We start from the raw sequence: 21,042 nt of genomic DNA on the forward strand, positions 1-21,042 counted from the left end.
CCGGCGGCCTTTTCAGCACATCCGCCCGGGAGGGCGGACCCTAGCCGCGCAGGTCGAACCGGTCGGCGTTCATCACCTTCGTCCAGGCGGCGACGAAATCCCTGACGAACTTGTCGCCCGCATCGTTTGCCGCATAGACCTCGGCCACGGCGCGCAGCTGGGCGTTCGAGCCGAACACCAGGTCGGTGCGCGTCGCCGTCCATTTCTGCTCGTTGCTGCGCCGGCAGGTGCCGACGAACTCCTCGTCGCCGGCCTCGTCGACTTCCTTCCACGCCCTGCCCATGTCGAGCAGGTTGACGAAGAAGTCGTTGGTCAGCTGCCCGGGCCGGTCAGTGAACACGCCATGCGTCGATCCGCCATGATTGGCGCCCAGCACGCGAAGCCCGCCGACCAGCACGGTCATCTCGGGCGCGCTCAACCCAAGCAGCTGCGCGCGATCGAGCAGCAACTCCTCGGTCGGCACGCTGAAGCGCACCTGGAGATAGTTGCGGAACCCGTCCGCCTTCGGCTCGAGCACCTCGAAGTTCGCGACGTCGGTCTGCTCTGCGCTCGCATCGGTGCGGCCGGGAGTGAAGGGCACCTCGATTGGCTTGCCGGCATCCTTCGCCGCCTTCTCGACCGCGGCCGAACCGCCCAGCACGATCAGGTCGGCGATGCTGACCTTCTTGCCGCCGGCGGCGTCGAAGTCGCGCTTGATGCCTTCATAGACAGCCAGCACCCGGGCCAGCTTCGCCGGCTCGTTGACGTCCCAGTCCTTTTGCGGCGCAAGCCGGATGCGCCCGCCATTCGCCCCGCCGCGATGGTCCGATCCGCGATAGGTCGCGGCCGAGGCCCAGGCGGTCGACACCAGCTCGGAGACGCTCAGCCCCGATCCGAGGATCTTCGCCTTCAGCGCGGCGACATCGCCGCTGTCGATCGGCGCATAATCGGCCTTGGGGATCGGGTCCTGCCAGATCAGGTCCTCGGCCGGCACTTCCGGGCCGAGGTAGCGCGCCTTGGGCCCCATGTCGCGGTGGCACAATTTGAACCAGGCGCGGGCAAAGGCGTCGGCGAAATGATCGGGGTCGCCGCGGAAACGCTCCGAAATCTCCCGGTATTTCGGGTCGACCTTCATCGCCAGGTCGGCGGTGGTCATCATCGTCGGCACCCGCCGCTCGGGGCTGTGCGCGCCGGGGGCCATGTCCTCGGGCTTCTGGTTGATCGGCTGCCACTGCTTGGCGCCCGCCGGGCTCCGCACCAGTTCATATTCATAATCGAGCAGCATGTGGAAATAGTTCATGCTCCACGTGATCGGCGTCGCCGTCCAGGGGCCTTCGAGGCCGCTGGTGATGGTGTGGTCGCCCATCCCCGATTCATGGCTGCTCAGCCAGCCCAGCCCCTGCTGCGCGATGTCGGCGCCTTCGGGTTCGGCCCCGACCTTGGACGCGTCGCCCGCACCGTGGCATTTGCCGAAGGTATGGCCGCCCGCGACCAGCGCGACGGTCTCCTCGTCGTTCATCCCCATGCGCAGGAAGGTCTCGCGGATGTCGCGGCCCGACAGGAGCGGATCGGGGTTGCCGCCCGGGCCTTCGGGGTTGACGTAGATCAGGCCCATCTGGATCGCGGCGAGCGGGCTTTCCAGCACCATCTCGCGCTCGGGCTGGATTCGGGTCTGGTTCTCGGGATGGCCGACCCACTGCTCCTCGGTGCCCCAGTAAACGTCCTTTTCGGGCTCGAACACGTCCTCGCGGCCGCCGCCGAAGCCGAACACCGGGCCGCCCATCGATTCGATCGCGACATTGCCGGCGAGGATCAGCAGGTCCGCCCAGCTCAGCTTGCGGCCATATTTCTGCTTCACCGGCCAGAGCAGCCGGCGCGCCTTGTCGAGATTGGCATTGTCCGGCCAGCTGTTGAGCGGCGCGAACCGCTGCGAGCCCGAAGAGGCACCACCGCGCCCGTCTCCGGTGCGATAGGTGCCGGCGCTGTGCCAGGCCATGCGGATGAAGAAGGGGCCGTAATGCCCGTAATCGGCCGGCCACCAGGGCTGGCTGTCGGTCATCAGCGCGGTGAGGTCGCGCTTGACCGCATCATAGTCGAGCGACTTGAACTCGGCCGCATAGTCGAAATCGTCGCCCATCGGGTTTCCCGACAGGCCGTTCTGCTGGAGGATCTCGAGCGAAAGCTGGTTGGGCCACCAGTCGCGGTTGGTCCGGCCGAGGAGAGACCGCAGTGCGGCCGGGTCCTTCATCGGGCAGCTCAGCGGATCGCCGCTCGTCTTTGCGTCCATGTCGGTCATCCTCTCGTGGTTGAACTCTTGGCGCGGAGACTAGGCCGATGGGGAGCTGTCAGGGAAACGATTAAAGTCGGTCAGAGCGAACAGGAAAATCGATCAGGCGGGGGAGGGGGACTGAGGCCCGCCCAGGGCGGTGACGATCAGGGCAATGGTCGGAAAAATGCAGCCCGGGGTGCGCGAACTGAATCCCTGATTATTGATCGGTCGGAACCGACGCCCCCGCATAGGGATCGAAAGGATCCGGTGCGGTCTTCAGCGTCGTTCGCGGCGGCACGGTGAAGACAGGGGCGGGCGGTTCGCGATCGATCTGATCGGATGACGATCCCCGCGCCGCCAGCGCGCTCAGCGCGGTCGCGATGTCCGACGCACCGAACAGGATGAAGCAGCCGATGATGACGGTCGCCAGGCGGCGCGCCGGCACGCGGCCCTTCAGGATTTCATATCCCACGCCGGCGACGCAGATCACCGCGACCGAGGTGGCGACCGTGCCGAGCAAGGCGTCCCGCGCCCAGGTGACGCCGGCAAGGATCGCCGGGGAAGATGCCTGGTCCGATATCATCAGCGTAATCATGATGACCTGTTAGCGGGGTTTCGGCCAGGAATAATCCCCGGTAACTTCAGCTCGCTACCGATGCGCATGGACGCAGATATAGAATAAAGAGATTTCTTGTACCCGTCATCGTTGTATCGCTATCTCTCCTTTGGCACCGGCCCACGCTTTCGCAGCGCGAGGGTCAGGCCAGTGCGGGCCCCCATGTGGGCCAGCCACTCCCAACAGGGCGGCGGACACTCTCGGCCTTGCGGCTGACGGGGTAGTTCATCGCCTCGTCAAATGCTTCGCCGAGAAAGCTGCTCTCGCCCGCACTTGAGACAACACCGTTCCAATCATTCCGCGTCCTCCCGCTGCGCGATAATGCCGTTCGCTAGGAGTGCGGCAGCGGCTATCAGCGAAGAATGCCAGAAATTTACCCCAAGCAAGTATTTTCCTACGCCACCAAGTAGCAAAGATATTGCCGCCCAAGTTAGTATGTATCTGGCTTTTCCCATCAGTGGCAACCGCATCCGCTTGCCAGTCCTACGCCGCCGCCGGCTGCCATTGTTCCACCAACGGTATTGACGCCTCGATTTGTTCGTCCTGCCGCGGCTTGAATTGCGCGGTCAGACCCGTATTTCGCAAGCATGTCCTCATAGTTTTTGATACGATAATTTGACGCTGCGAGTGGCCCCCTCATCACATGCTTAAGACCATTTCTAAAAATCATGGCAGCCTCCCCGCCTGCAGCTCGTGCAGCTCCAATTTTCGCAATACCAGCTTAAGCAAGTCGTGTCCCACCAAACAATAAACTAGTCGACGATTGAACCAGTTCGGAGGGATATTGACCGACCGATCTTCCAGGGTCCGGGAATCTTGCCTTGCGGGCCGTTGAAGAAATCATTCGGGCTCGGCGGTGAAACCTGAATCGTCGGTGTTGTGGATGAGGAGGCGGCCCGAGAGCTGCCCAGCCGAGCCTCGATGCCTGGTCGGCGTCGTTCAAGCCCTCCCAACCGAACTCTCGACACAGGCGCTGCCGTCGCGGTTGCCATAGCGAATATCAGCGTGCTGGTGGTCCCATCTGGACTTTCCGTGAACGGAGTAGGCGCTTAAGGTGGGCAGCAATGACTCCGCTCCCTCACTCCCTCCCGGAATCCGCCGAGAGCATGCCAAAGCCGGATCGACTAATCGGCATTCCTTCACCCATCGTGGTGGGGTTGCAGCGCACCGAAATACGCGGCGATCCGGCGGATTTCGCCGAGAGCTTCGAGCGCCATCGCGCCATCGCCTTTTCGGACATGATCGACACTGCCTTCTTCAATCAGTTGTTGAAGCTGTGCAGCCGTGCGCAATTCGTCGCCGACACCGCAACAGACATAGCCCAGCGCCAGCGCGAAACCCCCGGGATAGCAGGCGACGCCCTTGCTCTGGCCTTGAAGCGACCTGACTTGCTGCGCTGGCTCGAAAGGGCGACAGGATGTGAATCGCTGCGCTCTACCTTTGGACGCGTGACGCAAATCGCGCCTGGTGCAGTGCACCGTCTCGGCTGGCATGACGATCTTCCGGAAGATCCGACGCGGCGGCTCGCGATCACGATAAACCTGAGTGAGAATGCGTACGAAGGCGGCCTGTTCGAGCTCCGTTTCAAGAAGACGCGGCAGCTTCTCGCGCGACATCGACACGAAGTGCCTGGCTCGGTCCTGATCTTTGATGTGTCCGACGAACTCGAGCACCGGGTGTGGCCGATTACAGCCGGCGGGCCAAGGCGCATGTTCACCGGCTGGTTCCTGGCTGGCGCGAGGTGAAAATCGCTGCCAAACGAATGCGCCCGTAGTGGCCTCCCTCTATCTCCCGCGCTTGGCGACCCCGCCCGCGATATGCCCGCGGGGTCGCTCAACCGCACGCCGCCGATGAGCATCCTCCTCGCCGAGGACTGTGACAACGAAGCCGATTTCACGGTCACGCGGCCGGCCGAACGGATCGGGGAATGGCGGGGTCGATTCAATTTTTGCGGGCCTCGTGGAAGAGAACGAGGCGCGAGGCTGGTTCGGCTTCGCGCTGCTCTTTGACATGGCCGTCTTTCTGCCCGCTGACAGGGCGCCGCTGTTATTCCGGCGGCCCCGCTGATACCGCCGCTGATACCGCCGCTGTTCGCCGCTGTTTTCCCCGCTGTTCCGCCGCTGTTATTCAATAACAGCGGGATCGCCGACATGCTGTTGATAATGCTTGAGAAAATCGGCTGGGAAATCCAACATAACAGCGGCGAAAATAAAAAATGCTGATTAACAGCGGGGAACAGCGGAAAAATCCGCGCTCCCCGCAAGCGCGATTCAACCTCCTGCGCATCTCGGTTAGCGACCTGGCCCCATGGGTTCGGGTCTGCAATCCGCGGCAATCGCCGCTCGTCTGGCACGGGGCGCCGGGCCGGCCGCGTCGACCGGCCGGCATCAGCCATCCTGCCGCTTTGTGACCGCCAATCATCACCATCCAATAATGTTCACTCTGTTGAGAATTAGGATTGAACCTCACGCCTGTTTGATGCATCTGGACGGTGTCGCGCCGGAGAGCGCGTTGGGAATCTGGCACGGGGAGGCCTTATGAAGGGCTATGCATATCTGCTGAGCGCATCCGCGCTGGCATTCGGCTTTGGCGGCACTGCCGCAGCGCAGACGACGCCGCCGGCGGCGCAGGCCGACAACACGAGCAACGACAGCTCGGCCGACACCACCAGGGACATCATCGTCACGGCCCAGCGCCGCACCGAGAATCTGATGACCACGGCCGTCTCGGGCTCGGTCCTCACCGGCGCCGATCTCGCCAACAAGGGCGTCGTCAATGTCGACGCGCTTCAGTTCGCAATGCCCAGCGTGACGGTCAACAATTTCGGCCAGGGCAATGATTTCAACGTCCGCGGCATCGGCAAGGCCGAGCACAACACCCAGACCACGACCGGCGTGATCACCTATCGCGACGGCGTTCCGACCTTCCCTGGCTATGTCCAGGGCGAGCCCTATTATGACGTCGCCAACATCCAGGTGCTGCGCGGCCCGCAGGGCACCATCGTCGGCCAGAACGCAACCGGCGGCGCCGTGTTCGTCAACACCAATGATCCGATCATCGGCGGCGGCACGCACGGCTATATCAACGCCAATTACGGCAATTATAATGATTTCGGCGGCCAGGGCTCGGTCAACATCCCGGTCAGCGACACCTTCGCGGCCCGTGTCGCCTTTTACGGCGAGCGCCGCGACGGCTTCTACAACATCACCGGCCCGAACGGCTATCCCTATCACTATGGCAACAATGATCTGCACGAGGTCGCCGGACGCATCAGCTTCCTGTGGAAGCCGACCGACAATTTCTCGATCCTGTCGAAGACTGATCTCGGCTATCTCGATTACGGCGCCTATCCGGCAAGCCCGCAGGGCAATTTCCCCAAATATCTGCCGGGCACGACCACGCCCAACCCGAACTATCGCGACCTTTTCGACATCACCCAGAATTCGCCCGCCGCGGCGCGCGACAAGTTCGTCCGCTCGATCCTCAAGATCGACTATCAGTTCGATGGCGGCATCAAGTTCCGTTCGGTGACGAGCTACCAGAAGGCCAATACCATGTATCTGGCCGATCTGGACGGTACGGCCTCCAACGTAGCGCCCATCAGGAACTGGACCTTTTTCGACAGTGTCGACGAGCGCCAGATCACCCAGGAATTCAACCTCATTTCACCTGACAACCAGCGGTTCACCTGGCTGCTCGGCGCATTCGGGGTGTGGAACGACTATACGTTCCTCTCGCCCTACCAGTTCGTGATCGACACGCCCAGCTCTCCATACCCTCTCGGCATTCCGGCATTTCAATACAAGCTGCAGGGCACCAATCCGACGCGCTCGCTTGCCGTGTTCGGTCAGCTGGGCTTCGCCATCACGCCGAACCTGAAGCTCGATGTGGGCGGTCGCTACACGTCGAGCCGGACAACCAACCATGTCGATGTGCTGCAATATACTGCCTATATCCGGGACGATCAGACCGCCAAGACCGACAATTTCTCCTACAAGGTGTCGCTCGGCTGGAAGGCCACCCCGGATCAGTATCTCTATGCCTTTGTCGCGACGGGTTTTCGCCCCGGTGGCCTGAACGTGCCGGTTGGCCTCGGCCTGCCTGTCCCGTTCAAGCCCGAGACGATCACTTCCTTCGAGGGCGGCTGGAAGGGTAATTTCGCCGGCGGCAAGATCCGCACGACGGTGACCGGCTTCTACAATGATTACAAAAACTTCCAGGTCATCATCGGCTATCCGACCTTCCCGACCTTCGGGATCGAGCTCAACGTGCCGCACAGCACCAAGATTTACGGCGGTGAGGCTGAGGCCGAGTTCCACCTCGGCGGCTTCTCGTTCGATGCCGGCGTGAACATTCTGCACAGTGCGTTGGGCACCTTCTACGCAAGCGACCCGCGCGTGGCGACCACGACCGCATGTGATCCGCTCACCGGTCCGGTAAGCACCACCTGTATCAACCTCAACGGCCGCCGCCAGACTTATGCGCCCAACGTCACCTTCAACGTCGGCGCGCAATATGACTTCAAGCTCGGAAACGGGGACACGATCACCCCGCGTGCGAACTTCGGGCATATCGGCAACCAATGGGCGACCTTGTTCGAAAACAAGTCGCAGGGCGATCTTCTGGGCGTTCGCAACATCCTGGCCGCGCAGCTCGCATGGCAGCATGGTACCTACACCATCACCGGCTACGCGACGAACCTGACCAACCAGCATTATGTCGGCGCGCTCAACTCCGGCCTCTACTTCGCCGGGCCGCCGCGCCAATATGGTGTCAAGGTTCTGAAAGTCTTCTGATCCTCCTGCTGGCCGGTCGGCGTCCCGGGCAAGGGGCGGCGGCCGGCCTTTTTTCTCCCTCCAGCCGCGAAGGCGTCATGCAACCCTACGGCCTGACGGTAGACAAATTCCTCGATCATGCTGCCAAATGGTTCGCTGACCGCCAGGTCGTCGAAGCCGACGCTGGTCGTGTCTGCGGCCGGGTGAGCTATGCGGCATTGCGCGAGCGCAGCAACCTCATGTCCGGCGCACTGACCGCGCTCGGGCTGAAGCTGGGCGACCGCGTGGGCACGCTTGCCTGGAATACCCGGCACCATCTCGAATTCTATTATGCCGCGATGGGCGTCGGGCTGGTCTGCCATACGCTCAACCCGCGCCTCACCGTCGCGCACCTCGCGACGATGATCAACGAAGCCGAAAACCGCATGCTGGTCGTCGCGGCCGATCTCATGCCGATCGTCGCCGAGCTCGCGCCGCTCTGCCCGACGCTCGAGCATGTCGTGGTGATCGACGCGCCATGGACTGACATGGCCGACCTCGCGCCGCACCCCGCGCGCCTCTGGACCTTCGACGCGCTGCTCGCGGCGCACGGCGCCCCTGCTGCCTGGGGCGCGTTCGACGAGAATGTCCCCGCCGGCCTCTGCTACACCTCGGGCACCACCGGCGCGCCCAAGGGCGTGGTCTACACCCACCGCTCCAATTATCTGCACACGCTGCGGGCGATGCAGGCCGATGCAGTCGCTCTTACGGCCGAGGATGTGCTGCTGCTCGGCGTGCCGATGTTCCATGCCAATGGCTGGGGCCTCCCCTTCGCGGCACCCGCGGCCGGCACAAGGCTCGTCCTTCCCGGACGGCATATGGACGGCGCCAGCCTCGCCCGCCTGATGCGCGACGAGGGCGTCACGGTCGCGGTCGGCGTCCAGACGATCTGGCTCGGCCTTGTCGATCATCTCGAAGCGACTGGCGGTACCTTGCCCGCGCTCCAGCGAGTCCTGATCGGCGGCTCGAGCTGCCCCGACGCGCTGATCCGCCGCATGGAGGAGCGCCTCGGCGCCTATGTGCAGACCAGCTGGGGCATGACTGAATTGTCGCCGATTGGCACCATCGCCCCGCCCAGTGCCATGCCCGGTCAGCGCCGCGCCTCAGGCCGGCCGCCAATGGGCGTCGATCTCAAGCTCACTGATGCCGAAGGCAACACGCTGGTCCCGCAGCGCGACATTCTCGGCCATCTCAAGGTCAGGGGCTCGAGCGTGCTCGATCGCTATTTCCGTGCCGATGCCGACGCGCTCGATGCCGAAGGTTATTTCGACACCGGCGATCTCGCCATGATCGACGCTGACGGCAACCTCACCATCTGCGGGCGCGCCAAGGACCTGATCAAGTCGGGCGGCGAATGGATCAACCCGACCGAGATCGAGGCGATCGTCGGAACCCATCCGTCGGTCCGCCATGTCGCGGTGATCGGCCGGCCCGACGTCAAATGGGGCGAGCGCCCGGTGCTGATCGTCGAGACTCAGGGTACGCAGGATCCCGGCGCGCTGATCCGCCTGCTCCGCGGCAAGGTCGCTGACTGGTGGATTCCCGATCAGGTCGTTGAAGTCGCCACGATGCCGCTCGCCGCCTCGGGCAAGATCGACAAGAACCGCCTCCGCGCTGACTATGCCGACGGCAAGATCGCGGCCGATCGGGTGGCGCGGTAGGGAGGCTGATCACAATCCCCCTCCCGCAAAGTGGGAGGGGGATTCAGCGCCGATTCAAATCCGGGAGAGCCTGTGACAAATGGCCCTGGCAGAACGCTGCTGAATCGAGCTCATCACGGCACCGGCCAGAAAGCGGGCGACCTTCCGGCCGCCCGCCCCCCCCTCACGGGCAAGCGTCGCCCTTCGCTGGAAGCTTGGGCGACGCAAGGCCCACATTCCAGTTCCACGCAATCTTGCCCGTACCCTTTTTCCGGCACATCACTGCTTCGTTCAGCGCATACATGCCCGGCATCAGCCCCGTCTCGGGATGCGGCGTATCAGTGAAGTGCATATAGGCCCCGGCCGACCCGTAAGCGGGCCAGGCGGGCGCGGCCGCCGCGACCGGCTGGCCGTCCCGCGCGAAGCTGGCCCAGTAATCGAGCATCGCATCGGACAATGCCCGCTCGGGCGCCGTATCGGGCACCTTGGGCCAGCGCGGTGGCGTCCCGTCGAAGGTGCCGAACACGAAGGGCAGCTCGCTTGCATGAAAGGCGTGAAGCCCGGCGCTATCGGCAGCTGGATAGCCATGGTCGAACAGATAGAGATAGGCCGGCTGGCCGATCGCCGTCTGCTTGCGCGCCATCCGCTCGGCGGTCCAGCCATAGAGCCCGTCGCGCGTCGTCGCGAGAATGCTCTCCTTGTAATCGGCGGTCGGATAGAGCCGCAGGAACGCCTCGGCGAGGTCGCCATAGCGACTGCGGATGCCTTGTTCATACTCGGCGGCGGTCGCCGGCGCCTTGGGCGCGAGCACGGTCAGGGATCTGATCTCGCCCTGGTTGAAGCCGATCAGCAGCGGCACCGGCGCCTGCCTGCCGGCGTCGAACGCCGAGACCATCTGCTCCTTCAGCACCACGCCATCGACCACGCCCCATGGCCCGAAGCCCATCGCGGCCGCCGAGTTGGTCAGGGTCTGCGCGTCCATCCCCCTGAGCGTCGCGATATCCGGCGCCTGCAGCGCTCCCGCGAGCATCTGCCCCGCGCCTTCGCCGGACGGCGCGCCATAGACCGCCTTTTTCAGCTCGGGCATCGAGATCATGTACCCGCTCTCGGCGATCGCCTTCGAATAGAGCCCCCGCGCCAGCGGAGACTCGAGCAGGTACATCACGCTCAGCCCGCCCGCGGATTCCCCGGCGATCGTCACCTTCGCTGGGTCGCCGCCGAACGCCGCGATATTGTGCCGCACCCACTGAAGCGCGGCGATCTGGTCGAGCAGCCCGTAATTGCCCGAAACATGCTGCGGCGATTCAGCGCTCAGCCCGGGATGCGCCAGCCACCCGAGCACCCCCAGCCGGTAATTGATCGACACCACGATCACCCCGCGCTCGGCCATCCGCTTGCCGTCATAGGTCGCCTCGCGGCTCGATCCGCCGACCAGCGCGCCGCCATGGATCCAGAAGAATACGGGCGCATTCTTCGCATTGGCCGGCGCCCAGATGTTGAGTGTCAGGCAATCCTCGCTCACCGGCATCGGGTCGCCCGAATAGATCGACGAAAGCTTGCTGCCCTGCGGCTGCACGCATGCCGGCCCGAAGGCAGTCGCGGTCCGCACGCCCTGCCAGCGCTGCAGCGGCGCCGGCGGCCGCCAGCGCATCCCCTGCACCGGCGGCACTGCATAGGGAATGCCCTTGAACACCCTGATGTCGCCGTCCGCCTGTCCCTTCACCGCCCCGGAAGGCGCGTCGACCACCGGGTCGGCCGATTGCGCCGCCACCGGCCCGGCGAGCGCGAGACAGCAGACGGCCATCAGACGGTGAAGCGAACTCATGCAGCTGCCTTTCCGGTTGTGCGGCCGAGCACGCGGGCCAGCCACAGGAAGAAGAAGATTGCGATCAGATAGATGGGCGCGAGCGTATAGAGCGCGACCTGGAGCGAATGGGCCGAGCCATGCGCTTTGAAATAGTCGCTCGCAGCGCCGACATAGGTCGGCCCGAGCCCGAGCCCGATGAAGTTCATCACCAGCAGCAGCAGCGCGCCCGACAGCACCCGCTGGTCGGGCCGCACTTCCTCCTGCACCAGCGCCACCGAGGAAGAGAGATAGAAATAGTTGAAGAAATTCACGACCGTCAGCAACACCAGGGCAAACGGCCAGCCCGGCGCCCACACAAAGGCGATATAGAAGGGCAGGGCGATCGCCAGCGATGCGGCGGGCGCGATCGCGTACGCCGCGCGCGACGTCCGTGTCAGCCGGTCGATCACCCGCCCCGAGACGACCATCCCCGCGCCCATCCCGACGCCGACGACGATTGCATAATAGACCGCGATCTCGGTGAGGGTCATGCCCTTCTCGCGCATCAGGAACAGCACGGCGAAATTGCCGAGGCCGTAGGTCACGAACTGGGTCGCGCCGCTGCCGATCGAGGCGAGCAGCAGCACCGGGTTCGAGAAGAAACTGCCGACCGTCCCCCAGAAAGGCGGCTTGCCGAGGTCGCCGGGCAGGGCGGCCGGGTCGAGCGCCCCGCGCGCCGGCTCGCGCACCACCAGCCGCACGATCACTGCGGTGAAGATGCCGATGCTGCCGATCGCGATGAACGCAACCCGCCAGTTGAACGCAGCCGCGATCGATGCCCCGAACGCAATGCCGATCGCCGCCCCGATCGGCGGCCCGAGATTGTAGATGCCGAGCGCGGTGGCACGCTTCCCGGGCGGAAAGGTGTCGGTGATGATCGCATAGGAAGGCGGCACCCCGCCCGCCTCGCCGAATCCCACCACCATCCGCGCGGCGACGAGCTGCGGATAGGTCGCGGCGAAGCCGCAGCACATCGTCGCCCCGCTCCAGATCGCGCAGGCGAGCGACACGACGCTCACCCGGTCGGTGCGGTCGGCAAACCAGCCGACCGGAACCGCGATGAAGCAGTAAAAGGCAGCGAAATACAGCCCGCCGATCAGCCCGAGCTGCCCGTCGGTGATGTGAAGCGAATCCTGGATCGGCTTGGCGAGAATGCCGAGCAGCTGGCGGTCGAGGAAGTTCAGGACATAGACGAAGGTGAGGGTGAAGAGGACGATCCCGCCGCGTAGTGCCGTAACCCGCGGCCTGATCTCGATCGGGGCAGTCTCGGGAGGCGCGGCGCCCGTGCTCAACATACCCACACGCGTCCTCTCTGTTCATGCGTGCCCCGTGGCGGCCGCATCCTTGTTGGCGGGCATCATGCGGGGAAAGCCGCCAGCCTGTCAATGCACACTCTCTCGCGCGTGAATATTATGCCAAAGAGGGGGCATCACGGCTTGACGCTAGGCCCGTCAGGCTTGAAGGACAGACTTGTGACACAAAATGCAAAACCGGCACCGAAGACCCGCAAGGCCGAGCAGCGCGCCGAGACGATGGAACTCATCCTCGACACGGCCGAGTTGCTCTTCGCGCAGCATGGCCTGCACGGCGTGACGCTGAAGGAAGTCGCGAAGCGCGTCGGCGTCCATCACACGCTGCTCAATTATTATTTCGCTGACAAGAAGGCCCTGTTCGACGCCGTCTTCTCGCGCCGCGCCGCCGTGACCATCGAACGCCGCATGAAGGCGCTCGACGAATATGAGGCGGCCTGTGGCGGCAAGCCGACCGTCGAGGGCGCGCTCCACACCTTCCTCGATACCGATCTCGATCTCTATATCGAGGGCGGCGAGGGCTGGAAGAACTATGCCCAGCTCACCGCGCAGGTTGCCAATACCCCCGAATGGGGCGCCGAGCTGATGGATACCCATTTCGACCCGGTCGTGCTGCGCCTGATCGGCCTGCTCAAAAAGGCGCTGCCCGATTGCGACGAGCAGAAGATCTTCTGGGGCTATCACTTCGTTACCGGTGCCCTGATGCTCACCCTCGCGCGCACCGGCCGCATCGACAAGCTCTCGGGCGGCATCAGCCGCTCGGACGATTTCGTCTCGGTGAAGCAATATATGGCGCCCTTCCTGGCCGCCGGGTTCCTCGCGATCTGCCGCTGAGTCCCCACCGCCATGCCGGATTTGTTCCGGCATCCATGGTTCTGCGAACGGATCGCCCTCTGGTTTGAGGCACGGTGGACCCCAGGACGAGTCCGGGGTGACGAGCCGATTGCGAGGTTCAGCGCGCCCCCAAATTGCGCGCCCCTTGCCACCCGCCATAATCATTCGCTACCTTGAGAGTGAATAGCGATCCCGCTAAGCGACGGGGATCGAATCGCAAGGGAGAGGGCGGATGTCAGTCAAGGGTAAGGTAGCGATCGTCACCGGCGCCGGGGGCGGCCTGGGCCGCGCGCATGCGCTCTACCTCGCGGGTCACGGTGCCCGCGTCGTGGTCAACGACGTCTCCCCGGAAGCAGCAAGCGCCGTCGCCGCCGAGATCACCGCCACCGGCGGCGAGGCGATCGCCATTGCCGCCTCGGTGACTGACGAGACCGCTGTCGGCGCCATGGTCGCCGAGATCCTCGCCGGCTGGGGCCGCATCGACATCCTGGTCAACAATGCCGGCATCCTGCGCGACAAGAGCTTCGCCAAGATGAGCATCGACGATTTCCGCCTGGTGGTCGATGTCCACCTGATGGGCGCCGCGATCTGCAGCAAGGCGGTGTGGGACGTCATGCGCGCGCAGGCCTATGGCCGCATCGTGATGACCACTTCCTCCTCGGGCCTGTACGGCAATTTCGGCCAGGCGAATTACGGCGCCGCCAAGATGGCGCTGGTCGGCCTGATGCAGACGCTCGCGATCGAGGGCGAGAAATACGGCATCCGCGTCAACTGCCTCGCCCCCACCGCGGCGACCCAGATGACGCAGGGCGTTCTCTCCGACGACAGCCTTCGCCTGCTCGACCCGGCGCTGGTCAGCCCGGCGCTGCTCGCGCTGGCCGGCGAAGACGCTCCGACCCGCGCGATCCTCTGCGCCGGTGCCGGCCATTTCGCCACCGCGAGCGTTACGCTCTCGCAGGGCCGCTATATCGGCGCCGGGGTCGATGCGGGCGAGCAGCTGGTGCTTCACTGGGACGACGTCGCCGATCGTGCGGGCGAAATCGTGCCGGAGTACGGCTTCACCCAGGCCGAGCGCGAGCTGGCGAGCGCCGGGATGGAAGAGGCGGTGGCGGTGGTCGCGCGCTGAGGGCTCAGCCCCCACCCACCTGGCGCGCGCGCAGCCGCTCCAGCACGACCTGCCGGTTGCTCCGGTCGGCCTCGAAGCGCGCCAGTTGCTGGTCTCCCGCCAGGATCGCGTCGATGATCCGGTGGCGACCAAGCTTCCACTGGCGCTCGGCATCCTCGTCATGCCGCAGCAGCCGATGCGGCTGGAGCTCGCTGACCCTGAGCGTGACCAGGGTCAGCAGCTTGAAGAGCGGCCGGTCGACCATCCTGAACAGCAGGTCCTGGAAAGCGCTCTCGAACGCGCCGCGCGCCTCGTCGGTGTCGCACCCGTCGATCTGTCCTGCCAGCGCGCGAAGCGCGTCGCGCAGCGCCGCATCGCCGCAGCCCGCCGCCGCCGGCACCAGCTCGTTGAAGAGCAGCGACGTGATATCGAGCGCTTCCTCGAACGAGCTCGGATTGGTCCGAAGATAGGCGGCGATCGACCGCTCCACCGCAGCGCCGTCGGGCCGGGTCCCGTAATAGCCGCCGCCGGGCCCGCGCCGTCCCTCGAGCAGGCCCTCATGCTCGAGCACCCGTGCCGCCTTTTGCAGCGTGACGATGCCGACGCCGAGCGATGCGGCGAGATCCTTCAGTGAGCCGGCAAGGCTGCCAGGCGCCGAGGCGAAGACGAGATCGCGCAACCGGTTGGCCGTTTCCCCAACCAGGTTGCGTGGCTGCGCGCTTCGCAGATCCTCCTCCATGTTCAGGCTCCTGGCAGATTATAGGCCTATAATTATGCGATTAATTTGCAATAGGCGCAATAGCGTCGATTGACTCAGCATAAATAGGCACATTATTGGGGCGCGGCGGCTCGGCGAAGATCGCGCCCGCATGTCATGGAGAGTGAGGCATATGGGCTTCCAGCACCCGGTCGCGGAGCAGCTTCCGCTCTATCCGGTAATCATCGGCGATGCGCTCGAAGACCAGGGCTGCGGCGAGATGCTCGCCCATGTCTATCCCGGCACCGGCCAGGTCACGCGCCGCTTCCGCATGGCGAGCCCCGCCGATGTCGACCGTGCCGTCGTCGCTGCCCGCGCCGCCCAGGCGGCTTGGCGCGCGCTCCCCGGCGACAAGCGCCGCGACCTGATGTTCCGCCTCGCCGCCCTGATCGAGGAGCAGGCGAGCGCGATGACCCCGCTGCTCACCGCCGAGAACGGCTCGATCATCCTCGCTGGCCCGCATATGTCGGCCGACGCGGCGCAGAAGTTCCGCTATTTCGGCGGCTGGGCCGACAAGATCGGAGGCCGCACCGTCGCCACCTGGGGCGGCCCGGCGCATGATTATGTGTCCTATGAGCCCTATGGCACGATCGGCGTCATCGTGCCCTGGAACGGCCCGCTCTTCGCCGCCACCATGGTGCTCGCCCCCGCGCTCGCCGCCGGCAATTGCATCGTGCTCAAGGCGCCCGACCTCGCCCCGTACAGCGTGATGCGCCTCGTCGAGCTGATCCGCCAGGCCGGCTTTCCGCCCGGCGTCGTCAATCTCGTCACCGGCGGCGCCGATGTCGGCGCTGCGATGGTGTCGCATCCCGGCATCGACAAGATCGAGTTCATCGGCAGCGGCGCGACCGCGCGGAAGATCCTCGCCAGCGCGGCTGAAACGCTCAAGCCCGTCGGCCTCGAGCTCGGCGGCAAATCGGCCGTGCTCGTCTTCGCCGACGCCGATCTCCAGGGCGCGGCCAAACGCGGCCTCTCGGGCGCGGTCAGCGCGAACGGGCAGGGCTGCGTCAACGGCACGCGGCTGCTGGTCGAGCGCTCGATCTACGAGCCCTATGTCCAGATGCTTTCCGCAATGGCCGGCCATATCAAGGTCGGCGATCCCTTCGCGCCCGACACGATCATGGGCCCGGTCATCTCCGAAGCCGCGCTTGCCCGCATCTCCGGCCTGGTCGATCGCGGCGTCGCCGGTGGTGGCCGCCTCGTCACCGGCGGCGCCCGCCTCGGCGGCGAGCATGAGGCCGGCACCTTCCTCCCCATCACCATCCTCGCCGATATCGCCCCCGAGAGCGAGATCGCCCGAACCGAGATCTTCGGCCCGGTCCTTGTCGTCACGCCGTTCGACACCGAGGAGGAAGCCGTCGCGTTGGCGAACGACAGCGATTACGGCCTCGGAGCCTATATCCACACCAGCAACCTCGCCCGCGCCCACCGCGTCGCCGGGCAGATGCAGGCGGGGCAGGTCCAGGTGAACGGATCGGGGGAGGCGATGACCCCTTGCGTGCCCTTCGGCGGCATGAAGCAGTCGGGCCATGGCCGCCTCGGCGGCATGGAGGGCCTGCGCGAATTCCAGCAGGTCAAGAATATCTGGATGAACCTGCAAGGCTGAGGAGCCCCCCACATGACCTTGCTCGATCCGGCCGACCGCGCCGCCCGCGGCGTCGAAACCGCGATGGCCGTCACCGGCCGCACCCTCCAGCCGCCGGCAACCCCCTTCGAGGAAAGCTGGCGCGACTTTATCTTCGCCGAAATCTGGGCTCGCCCCGGCCTCGATCGCCGCGCCCGCTTCCTGATCGCGCTGTCAGGCGCAGCGGCCACCCATGGCCCCCCGGCCCAGCTCGAGGCCTATGTCCGCGGCGCCCTCGCCAGCGGCGCGCTCACCCTCGCCGAGCTGCGCGAGGCGGCGCTTCACCTTGCCGTCTATGGCGGCTGGGGCAGGGGCGGCCTGCTCGACGCCACCGTCACCCAGGTCGCCGCCGAGCTCGGCCTTCCCCCCGCCGAGGCAGCCCCGATCCGCGCCGCGCCCTGGGATCCGGCAGTCCGCAGCGAGGAAGGCGCGCAGGAATTCGCGACCGTGATGACCTTCCCCGGCGGCCCGCCCGCCACGCCGTATCTCGAGGCGATCCGCAACTTCGTCTTCGGCGAAATGTGGTGCCGCCCTGCGCTCGACCAGCGCGCGCGCCGCTGGATCACGCTGGTCGGCGTCTGCGAATCCGCCGCCGAAACGCCGATCCGCAGCCACATCCACGCAGCGATGGCGAGCGGCAATTGCGCGCCCGACGAGATGCAGGAATTCGTCCTTCAATATGGCGTCCATGCCGGCTGGCCAAAGGCCTCGGTCATTCAGGGCGTCGTCTTCGAGATGATCAGGAAGGTGGCCGCCGGGCTGCCATGGAACGGGTGACGATGGATATCGACATGAACGGCAAGGCAGCCCTGGTCACCGGCGCCGCCTCGGGCCTCGGCCGCGCAACCGCCCTCAGGCTCGCCGCCGCCGGCGCAAGCGTCGCGATCGTCGACGTCAACCCCGATGCCCTCGCCGAAACCGGGCACCTGCTCGGGGCGCAGGGCGCGAAAACCCTCCTCCTCCCCGCCGACCTCGCCGACCCGGCCGCCTGCAAGGCGGTGGTCGAGCAAGCGGCGGCGCAGTTCGGCCGGCTCGACGCGCTCTGCAACATCGCCGGCGTCATCTACCTCGCCAACACCCCCGACATGCCCGCCGAGCAATGGCACAGGACGATGGCGGTCAACCTCTCGGCCCCCTTCTTTCTGTCCCAGGCGGCCATCCCGCATCTGCTCGAAGCGAACGGCGCGATCGTCAACGTCGCCTCCTCGGCTGCCTTTATCGGCGAGGCCTATGCCGCCGCCTATTGCGCCACCAAGGCCGGCCTGGTGAACCTCACCAAGGCGATGGCGATGGAATATATCCGCAAGCCGATCCGCATCAACGCGGTCGCGCCGGGCGGCATGATGACCAACATCGCCGTCAATTTCCGCCCGCCCGAGGGCTGCGACATCGATCTGCTCAAGCGCTATTCGCCGATGCGCGGCCTGGTCGAGGTCGACGACGTCGCAGACATGGTCGCCTATCTCGCCTCGGAATCGGGCCGTGGCTATCACGGCGCCTGCATCTCGATCGACGCCGGCATCACCGCGGGATGAGCGCACCCGACACCCCGAAGCCGGCGATCGGCTTTATCGGCCTCGGCAGCCAGGGCGGCCCGATGGCCGATCGCATCGCCGCCGCCGGCTATCCCCTGAGCGTCTGGGCCCGCCGCGCTGAGGCGCTCGACCCGTTCGTCGCCGCCGGCGCGGCCGCGGCCGACACCATCGCCGCGCTCGGCGCGCGCGTCGATATCGCCTGCCTCTGCGTGGTCGATGACGAAGGCGTCGCCGCGATCGTCGATCAGCTGCTCCCGGCGATGCGCCCCGGCAGCCTGCTCGTCATCCATTCGACCATCCTCCCCGAAAGCTGCGAGCGCCTCGCCGAGCGCTGCGCAGGCGCGGGCATCGACTTTCTCGACGCGCCGGTCAGCGGCGGCGGCCCGGCAGCCGCCGCCGGCACGCTGACATTGATGTGCGGCGGCACGTCCGAGGCCTTCGCCCGCGCCCGCCCGCTGTTCGAAAGCTTTAGCGGCGCCATCGTCCATCTCGGCCCGGCCGGCTCGGGCCAGCGCGCGAAGATCGTCAACAACGCGCTGATGGCCGCGAATATGGGCCTCGCCCACGCCGCCCTCGCCGCGGGCGAAGCGCTCGGCGTCGACCGCACCGCGCTCGCCGCGCTGATCAAGCAGAGCAGCGGCCGCAGCTTCGGCCTCGAGGTCTATGCCCGCTTGCCTGGCCCGGCCGCCTTCGTCCACGGCGCGAGCCTGCTGGTCAAGGACGTCAAGCTGCTGGGCGCAGCGCTGCCCGGCAATGCCGGCGCTGAAACTTTGGCCGAGGCAGCCTCCGCCTTTCTTGACGGCGCCACCGGCCGGAATCTCTCGGGAGCATCAGAATGACATTTTCGGTCAAGCAGTTCAGCCTCGTGGGCAAGGTGGCGATCGTCACCGGCGCCGGCGGGCGCGGCAACTCGATCGGCCGGGCCTATGCGCTCGGGCTGGCGGGCGCCGGTGCCGCGGTCGTCGTCGCCGACATCAATGAGGAGGGCGCACGCGGCGTCGCCGCCGAGATCACCGCCAGCGGCGGCAAGGCGATCGCCGTCCGGGTCGACATCACGGAGCCTGCCTCGGCCCAGGCGATGGTCGCCGCTGCCGTCGCGGCGTTCGGCGGCGTCGATATCCTCGTCAACAATGCGGCGCTGATGGCCGAGCTCGGCCACCGCCAGCTCGCCGACGTGCCGCTCGACGAATGGAACCGCACGCTGAACGTCAACCTCACCGGCGCGCTGATCTGCTGCCAGGCGGCGATCCCGGCGATGCACGCGCGCGGCGGCGGGCGGATCGTCAACCAGAGCTCGGGCGGCGCCTTCCCGGCGATCGGCGTCTACGGCATCGGCAAGCTTGCCCTGGTCGGCCTCACCACCACGCTCGCCAAGCAGCTCGGCAAGGAAGGGATCACCGCCAACGCCATCGCACCGGGCAATGTCACCTCGGATGCCGGCAAGCAGCTGGTGCCCGACGATTCGCCCTTCCTGCAGTTCCTGAACATGACGGTCGCCTCGCGCCCGCGCGGCGAGCCGGACGAACTGGTCGGCGCGCTGCTGCTGCTGTGCTCGGAAGCCGGGGCGTGGATTACTGGGCAGGTGATCCATATTGATGGCGGCTGGGTGATGCGGCCTTAGGGCTATCCTGCAAAATCGGAACCGCTGAGTGGGGACCGAGGTGCCGAACCATATCGAGGGCCGGTATCCGCAACCCCCCCGGGATCAGGATGGCGTTTCACGAGACTGCCAATCTGGAGTGAATAAAGCGGCAGTCGCACCCGCCACCATGACTAGATTCCGTTCGGCCGCCCGCCGCCTCAGGGCTCGCACGCCTTCACCGTCCGCGCCGCCACATCAAAGGCGTCCCAGACGATTTTCGCAAGACTCCCCCCAAGGCTGCAGCGCCGAACGCCGAGCTCCGCATAGCCGGCGATGCTGTCATCATAGCGATGCACGACCACGTTGACTGGCTTGGGCGCCACCGCGGCAACGAGCTCGGCGATGGCGCCGCGATCGAGAAGGAAGGGTACGAACAGGCAGTCGGCGCCTGCGTCGGCATAGGCAATTGCCCGCTTGATGCTTTCCGCAACGGGCATGTCGGGGATGCGGAAATTCTCGTTGCGGCCGATCAGCATGACATCGGGATCGATCGCGTCGATCGCGGCACGGGCAGCTGCCAGGCGCTCGACCGCAAGGCTGGTGTCGTACATCGCAGTGCCGGACCAGTCCTCGATCGAAATGCCCGAGACCCCGGTATCGATCGCCATCCCGACATTGACGGCGACATCCTCGGGCGCGTCGGCGAAGCCGTTCTCGAAATCCGCGTTGATCGGCAAATCGGTCGCCGCCACGAGCAGGCGAAGATGCTCCAGCACCTCGTCGCGGCTGAGCTCGCCGTCATTCCTGCCTGCTGCCCATGCCGCCCCGGCGCTGGTCGAGGCGATCGCCTTGAATCCGAGCGCCGTCAGGCGGCGCGTGCTGCCGCCATCCCAGGCGTTGGGAAGGATGAAGAACCCTTGCCTGTGGAGCGCGCGAAAGGTGGCGCGCTTTTCTGCTGTCGTGGGCATGGGTTCCTCCTGTCGGGGTCGGGCCTTGCGGATGGCTAAACCATGCAGCGTCCGATTTGAACTGGCCCGCCTGTGCACGGGCCTTTCAAGACCGGCGCCGCGATCGTCGTTATATATCAGCCCCGCTTGCACATTGGGGCGCGACCCGCGTCGGGCGGCAAGC

The 21,042-nt window shown here is 65.9% G+C and carries 16 protein-coding genes; 10 read left to right on the top strand and 6 right to left on the bottom strand.

Translation table 11 applies throughout. The features are described 5' to 3' along the window. Positions 1-40: 40 nt before the first annotated feature. Positions 41-2,266 (bottom strand): catalase/peroxidase HPI, encoded by a 2,226-nt coding sequence (gene katG, locus ABD050_RS05270; RefSeq protein ID WP_343888179.1) that lies wholly within the window; start codon positions 2,264-2,266, stop codon positions 41-43. 199 nt (positions 2,267-2,465) lie between these two features. After that, positions 2,466-2,843, bottom strand: coding sequence for a TrbC/VirB2 family protein (locus ABD050_RS05275; RefSeq protein ID WP_343888180.1), 378 nt, complete (start codon positions 2,841-2,843; stop codon positions 2,466-2,468). Between the two features lie 1,127 nt (positions 2,844-3,970). On the opposite strand from ABD050_RS05275, the gene ABD050_RS05280 reads away from it, so the two are divergent. The 3 genes from ABD050_RS05280 to ABD050_RS05290 all read left to right on the top strand — a co-directional run bounded on the left by ABD050_RS05280 (position 3,971) and on the right by ABD050_RS05290 (position 9,339). Further along, a complete protein-coding gene (locus ABD050_RS05280) occupies positions 3,971-4,609 on the top strand; it encodes a 2OG-Fe(II) oxygenase (protein ID WP_343888181.1) in 639 nt (212 codons plus the stop codon). A 792-nt stretch (positions 4,610-5,401) separates the two neighbouring features. Further along, positions 5,402-7,660 (top strand): TonB-dependent receptor, encoded by a 2,259-nt coding sequence (locus ABD050_RS05285; protein WP_343888182.1) that lies wholly within the window; start codon positions 5,402-5,404, stop codon positions 7,658-7,660. Positions 7,661-7,737: 77 nt separating this feature from the next. After that, positions 7,738-9,339 (top strand): AMP-binding protein, encoded by a 1,602-nt coding sequence (locus tag ABD050_RS05290; protein WP_343888183.1) that lies wholly within the window; start codon positions 7,738-7,740, stop codon positions 9,337-9,339. A 163-nt stretch (positions 9,340-9,502) separates the two neighbouring features. Here ABD050_RS05290 and ABD050_RS05295 read toward each other — a convergent pair whose 3' ends face one another. Together ABD050_RS05295 and ABD050_RS05300 are read right to left on the bottom strand one after the other, a co-directional pair. Then, entirely contained in the window at positions 9,503-11,143 is a 1,641-nt protein-coding gene (locus tag ABD050_RS05295) for a carboxylesterase/lipase family protein (RefSeq protein WP_343888184.1), read from the bottom strand. Beyond that, entirely contained in the window at positions 11,140-12,459 is a 1,320-nt protein-coding gene (locus tag ABD050_RS05300) for a spinster family MFS transporter (protein WP_343888261.1), read from the bottom strand. The genes ABD050_RS05295 and ABD050_RS05300 overlap by 4 nt, the downstream gene beginning before the upstream one ends. A gap of 177 nt (positions 12,460-12,636) precedes the next feature. Between ABD050_RS05300 and ABD050_RS05305 the strand changes: the two genes are divergently transcribed. Together ABD050_RS05305 and ABD050_RS05310 are read left to right on the top strand one after the other, a co-directional pair. After that, positions 12,637-13,308, top strand: a complete 672-nt coding sequence (locus ABD050_RS05305) for a TetR/AcrR family transcriptional regulator (RefSeq protein ID WP_343888185.1) — start codon at positions 12,637-12,639, stop codon at positions 13,306-13,308. Positions 13,309-13,540: 232 nt separating this feature from the next. After that, a complete protein-coding gene (locus tag ABD050_RS05310) occupies positions 13,541-14,434 on the top strand; it encodes an SDR family NAD(P)-dependent oxidoreductase (RefSeq protein ID WP_343888186.1) in 894 nt (297 codons plus the stop codon). Between the two features lie 4 nt (positions 14,435-14,438). On the opposite strand, the gene ABD050_RS05315 is transcribed toward ABD050_RS05310, so the two are convergent. Further along, entirely contained in the window at positions 14,439-15,152 is a 714-nt protein-coding gene (locus ABD050_RS05315) for an FCD domain-containing protein (protein ID WP_343888187.1), read from the bottom strand. 151 nt (positions 15,153-15,303) lie between these two features. Here ABD050_RS05315 and ABD050_RS05320 point away from each other — a divergent pair, with 151 nt between their 5' ends. Genes ABD050_RS05320 through ABD050_RS05340 form a run of 5 tightly spaced genes read left to right on the top strand, consistent with a single transcriptional unit; the run spans position 15,304 to position 19,950 of the window. Beyond that, positions 15,304-16,776 (top strand): aldehyde dehydrogenase family protein, encoded by a 1,473-nt coding sequence (locus ABD050_RS05320; RefSeq protein WP_343888188.1) that lies wholly within the window; start codon positions 15,304-15,306, stop codon positions 16,774-16,776. Between the two features lie 12 nt (positions 16,777-16,788). After that, complete coding sequence (locus ABD050_RS05325; protein ID WP_343888189.1) at positions 16,789-17,571, top strand: carboxymuconolactone decarboxylase family protein; 783 nt, start codon at positions 16,789-16,791, stop codon at positions 17,569-17,571. Beyond that, positions 17,559-18,329, top strand: a complete 771-nt coding sequence (locus ABD050_RS05330; RefSeq protein WP_343888190.1) for an SDR family NAD(P)-dependent oxidoreductase — start codon at positions 17,559-17,561, stop codon at positions 18,327-18,329. The genes ABD050_RS05325 and ABD050_RS05330 overlap by 13 nt, the downstream gene beginning before the upstream one ends. Continuing rightward, positions 18,326-19,168: an NAD(P)-dependent oxidoreductase gene (locus tag ABD050_RS05335; RefSeq protein WP_343888191.1), complete on the top strand. Its 843-nt coding sequence runs from the start codon at positions 18,326-18,328 to the stop codon at positions 19,166-19,168. The genes ABD050_RS05330 and ABD050_RS05335 overlap by 4 nt, the downstream gene beginning before the upstream one ends. Beyond that, the gene (locus tag ABD050_RS05340) at positions 19,165-19,950 is read left to right on the top strand and encodes an SDR family oxidoreductase (protein ID WP_343888192.1); all 786 of its coding nucleotides are present in this window, start codon (positions 19,165-19,167) and stop codon (positions 19,948-19,950) included. Before ABD050_RS05335 ends, ABD050_RS05340 begins: the two co-directional genes overlap by 4 nt. Before the next feature lie 179 nt (positions 19,951-20,129). On the opposite strand, the gene ABD050_RS05345 is transcribed toward ABD050_RS05340, so the two are convergent. Beyond that, complete coding sequence (locus ABD050_RS05345) at positions 20,130-20,879, bottom strand: isocitrate lyase/PEP mutase family protein (protein ID WP_343888193.1); 750 nt, start codon at positions 20,877-20,879, stop codon at positions 20,130-20,132. Positions 20,880-21,042: the final 163 nt, after the last annotated feature.

This window comes from Sphingomonas oligophenolica (genome assembly GCF_039522915.1).
Classification (GTDB): domain Bacteria; phylum Pseudomonadota; class Alphaproteobacteria; order Sphingomonadales; family Sphingomonadaceae; genus Sphingomonas; species Sphingomonas oligophenolica.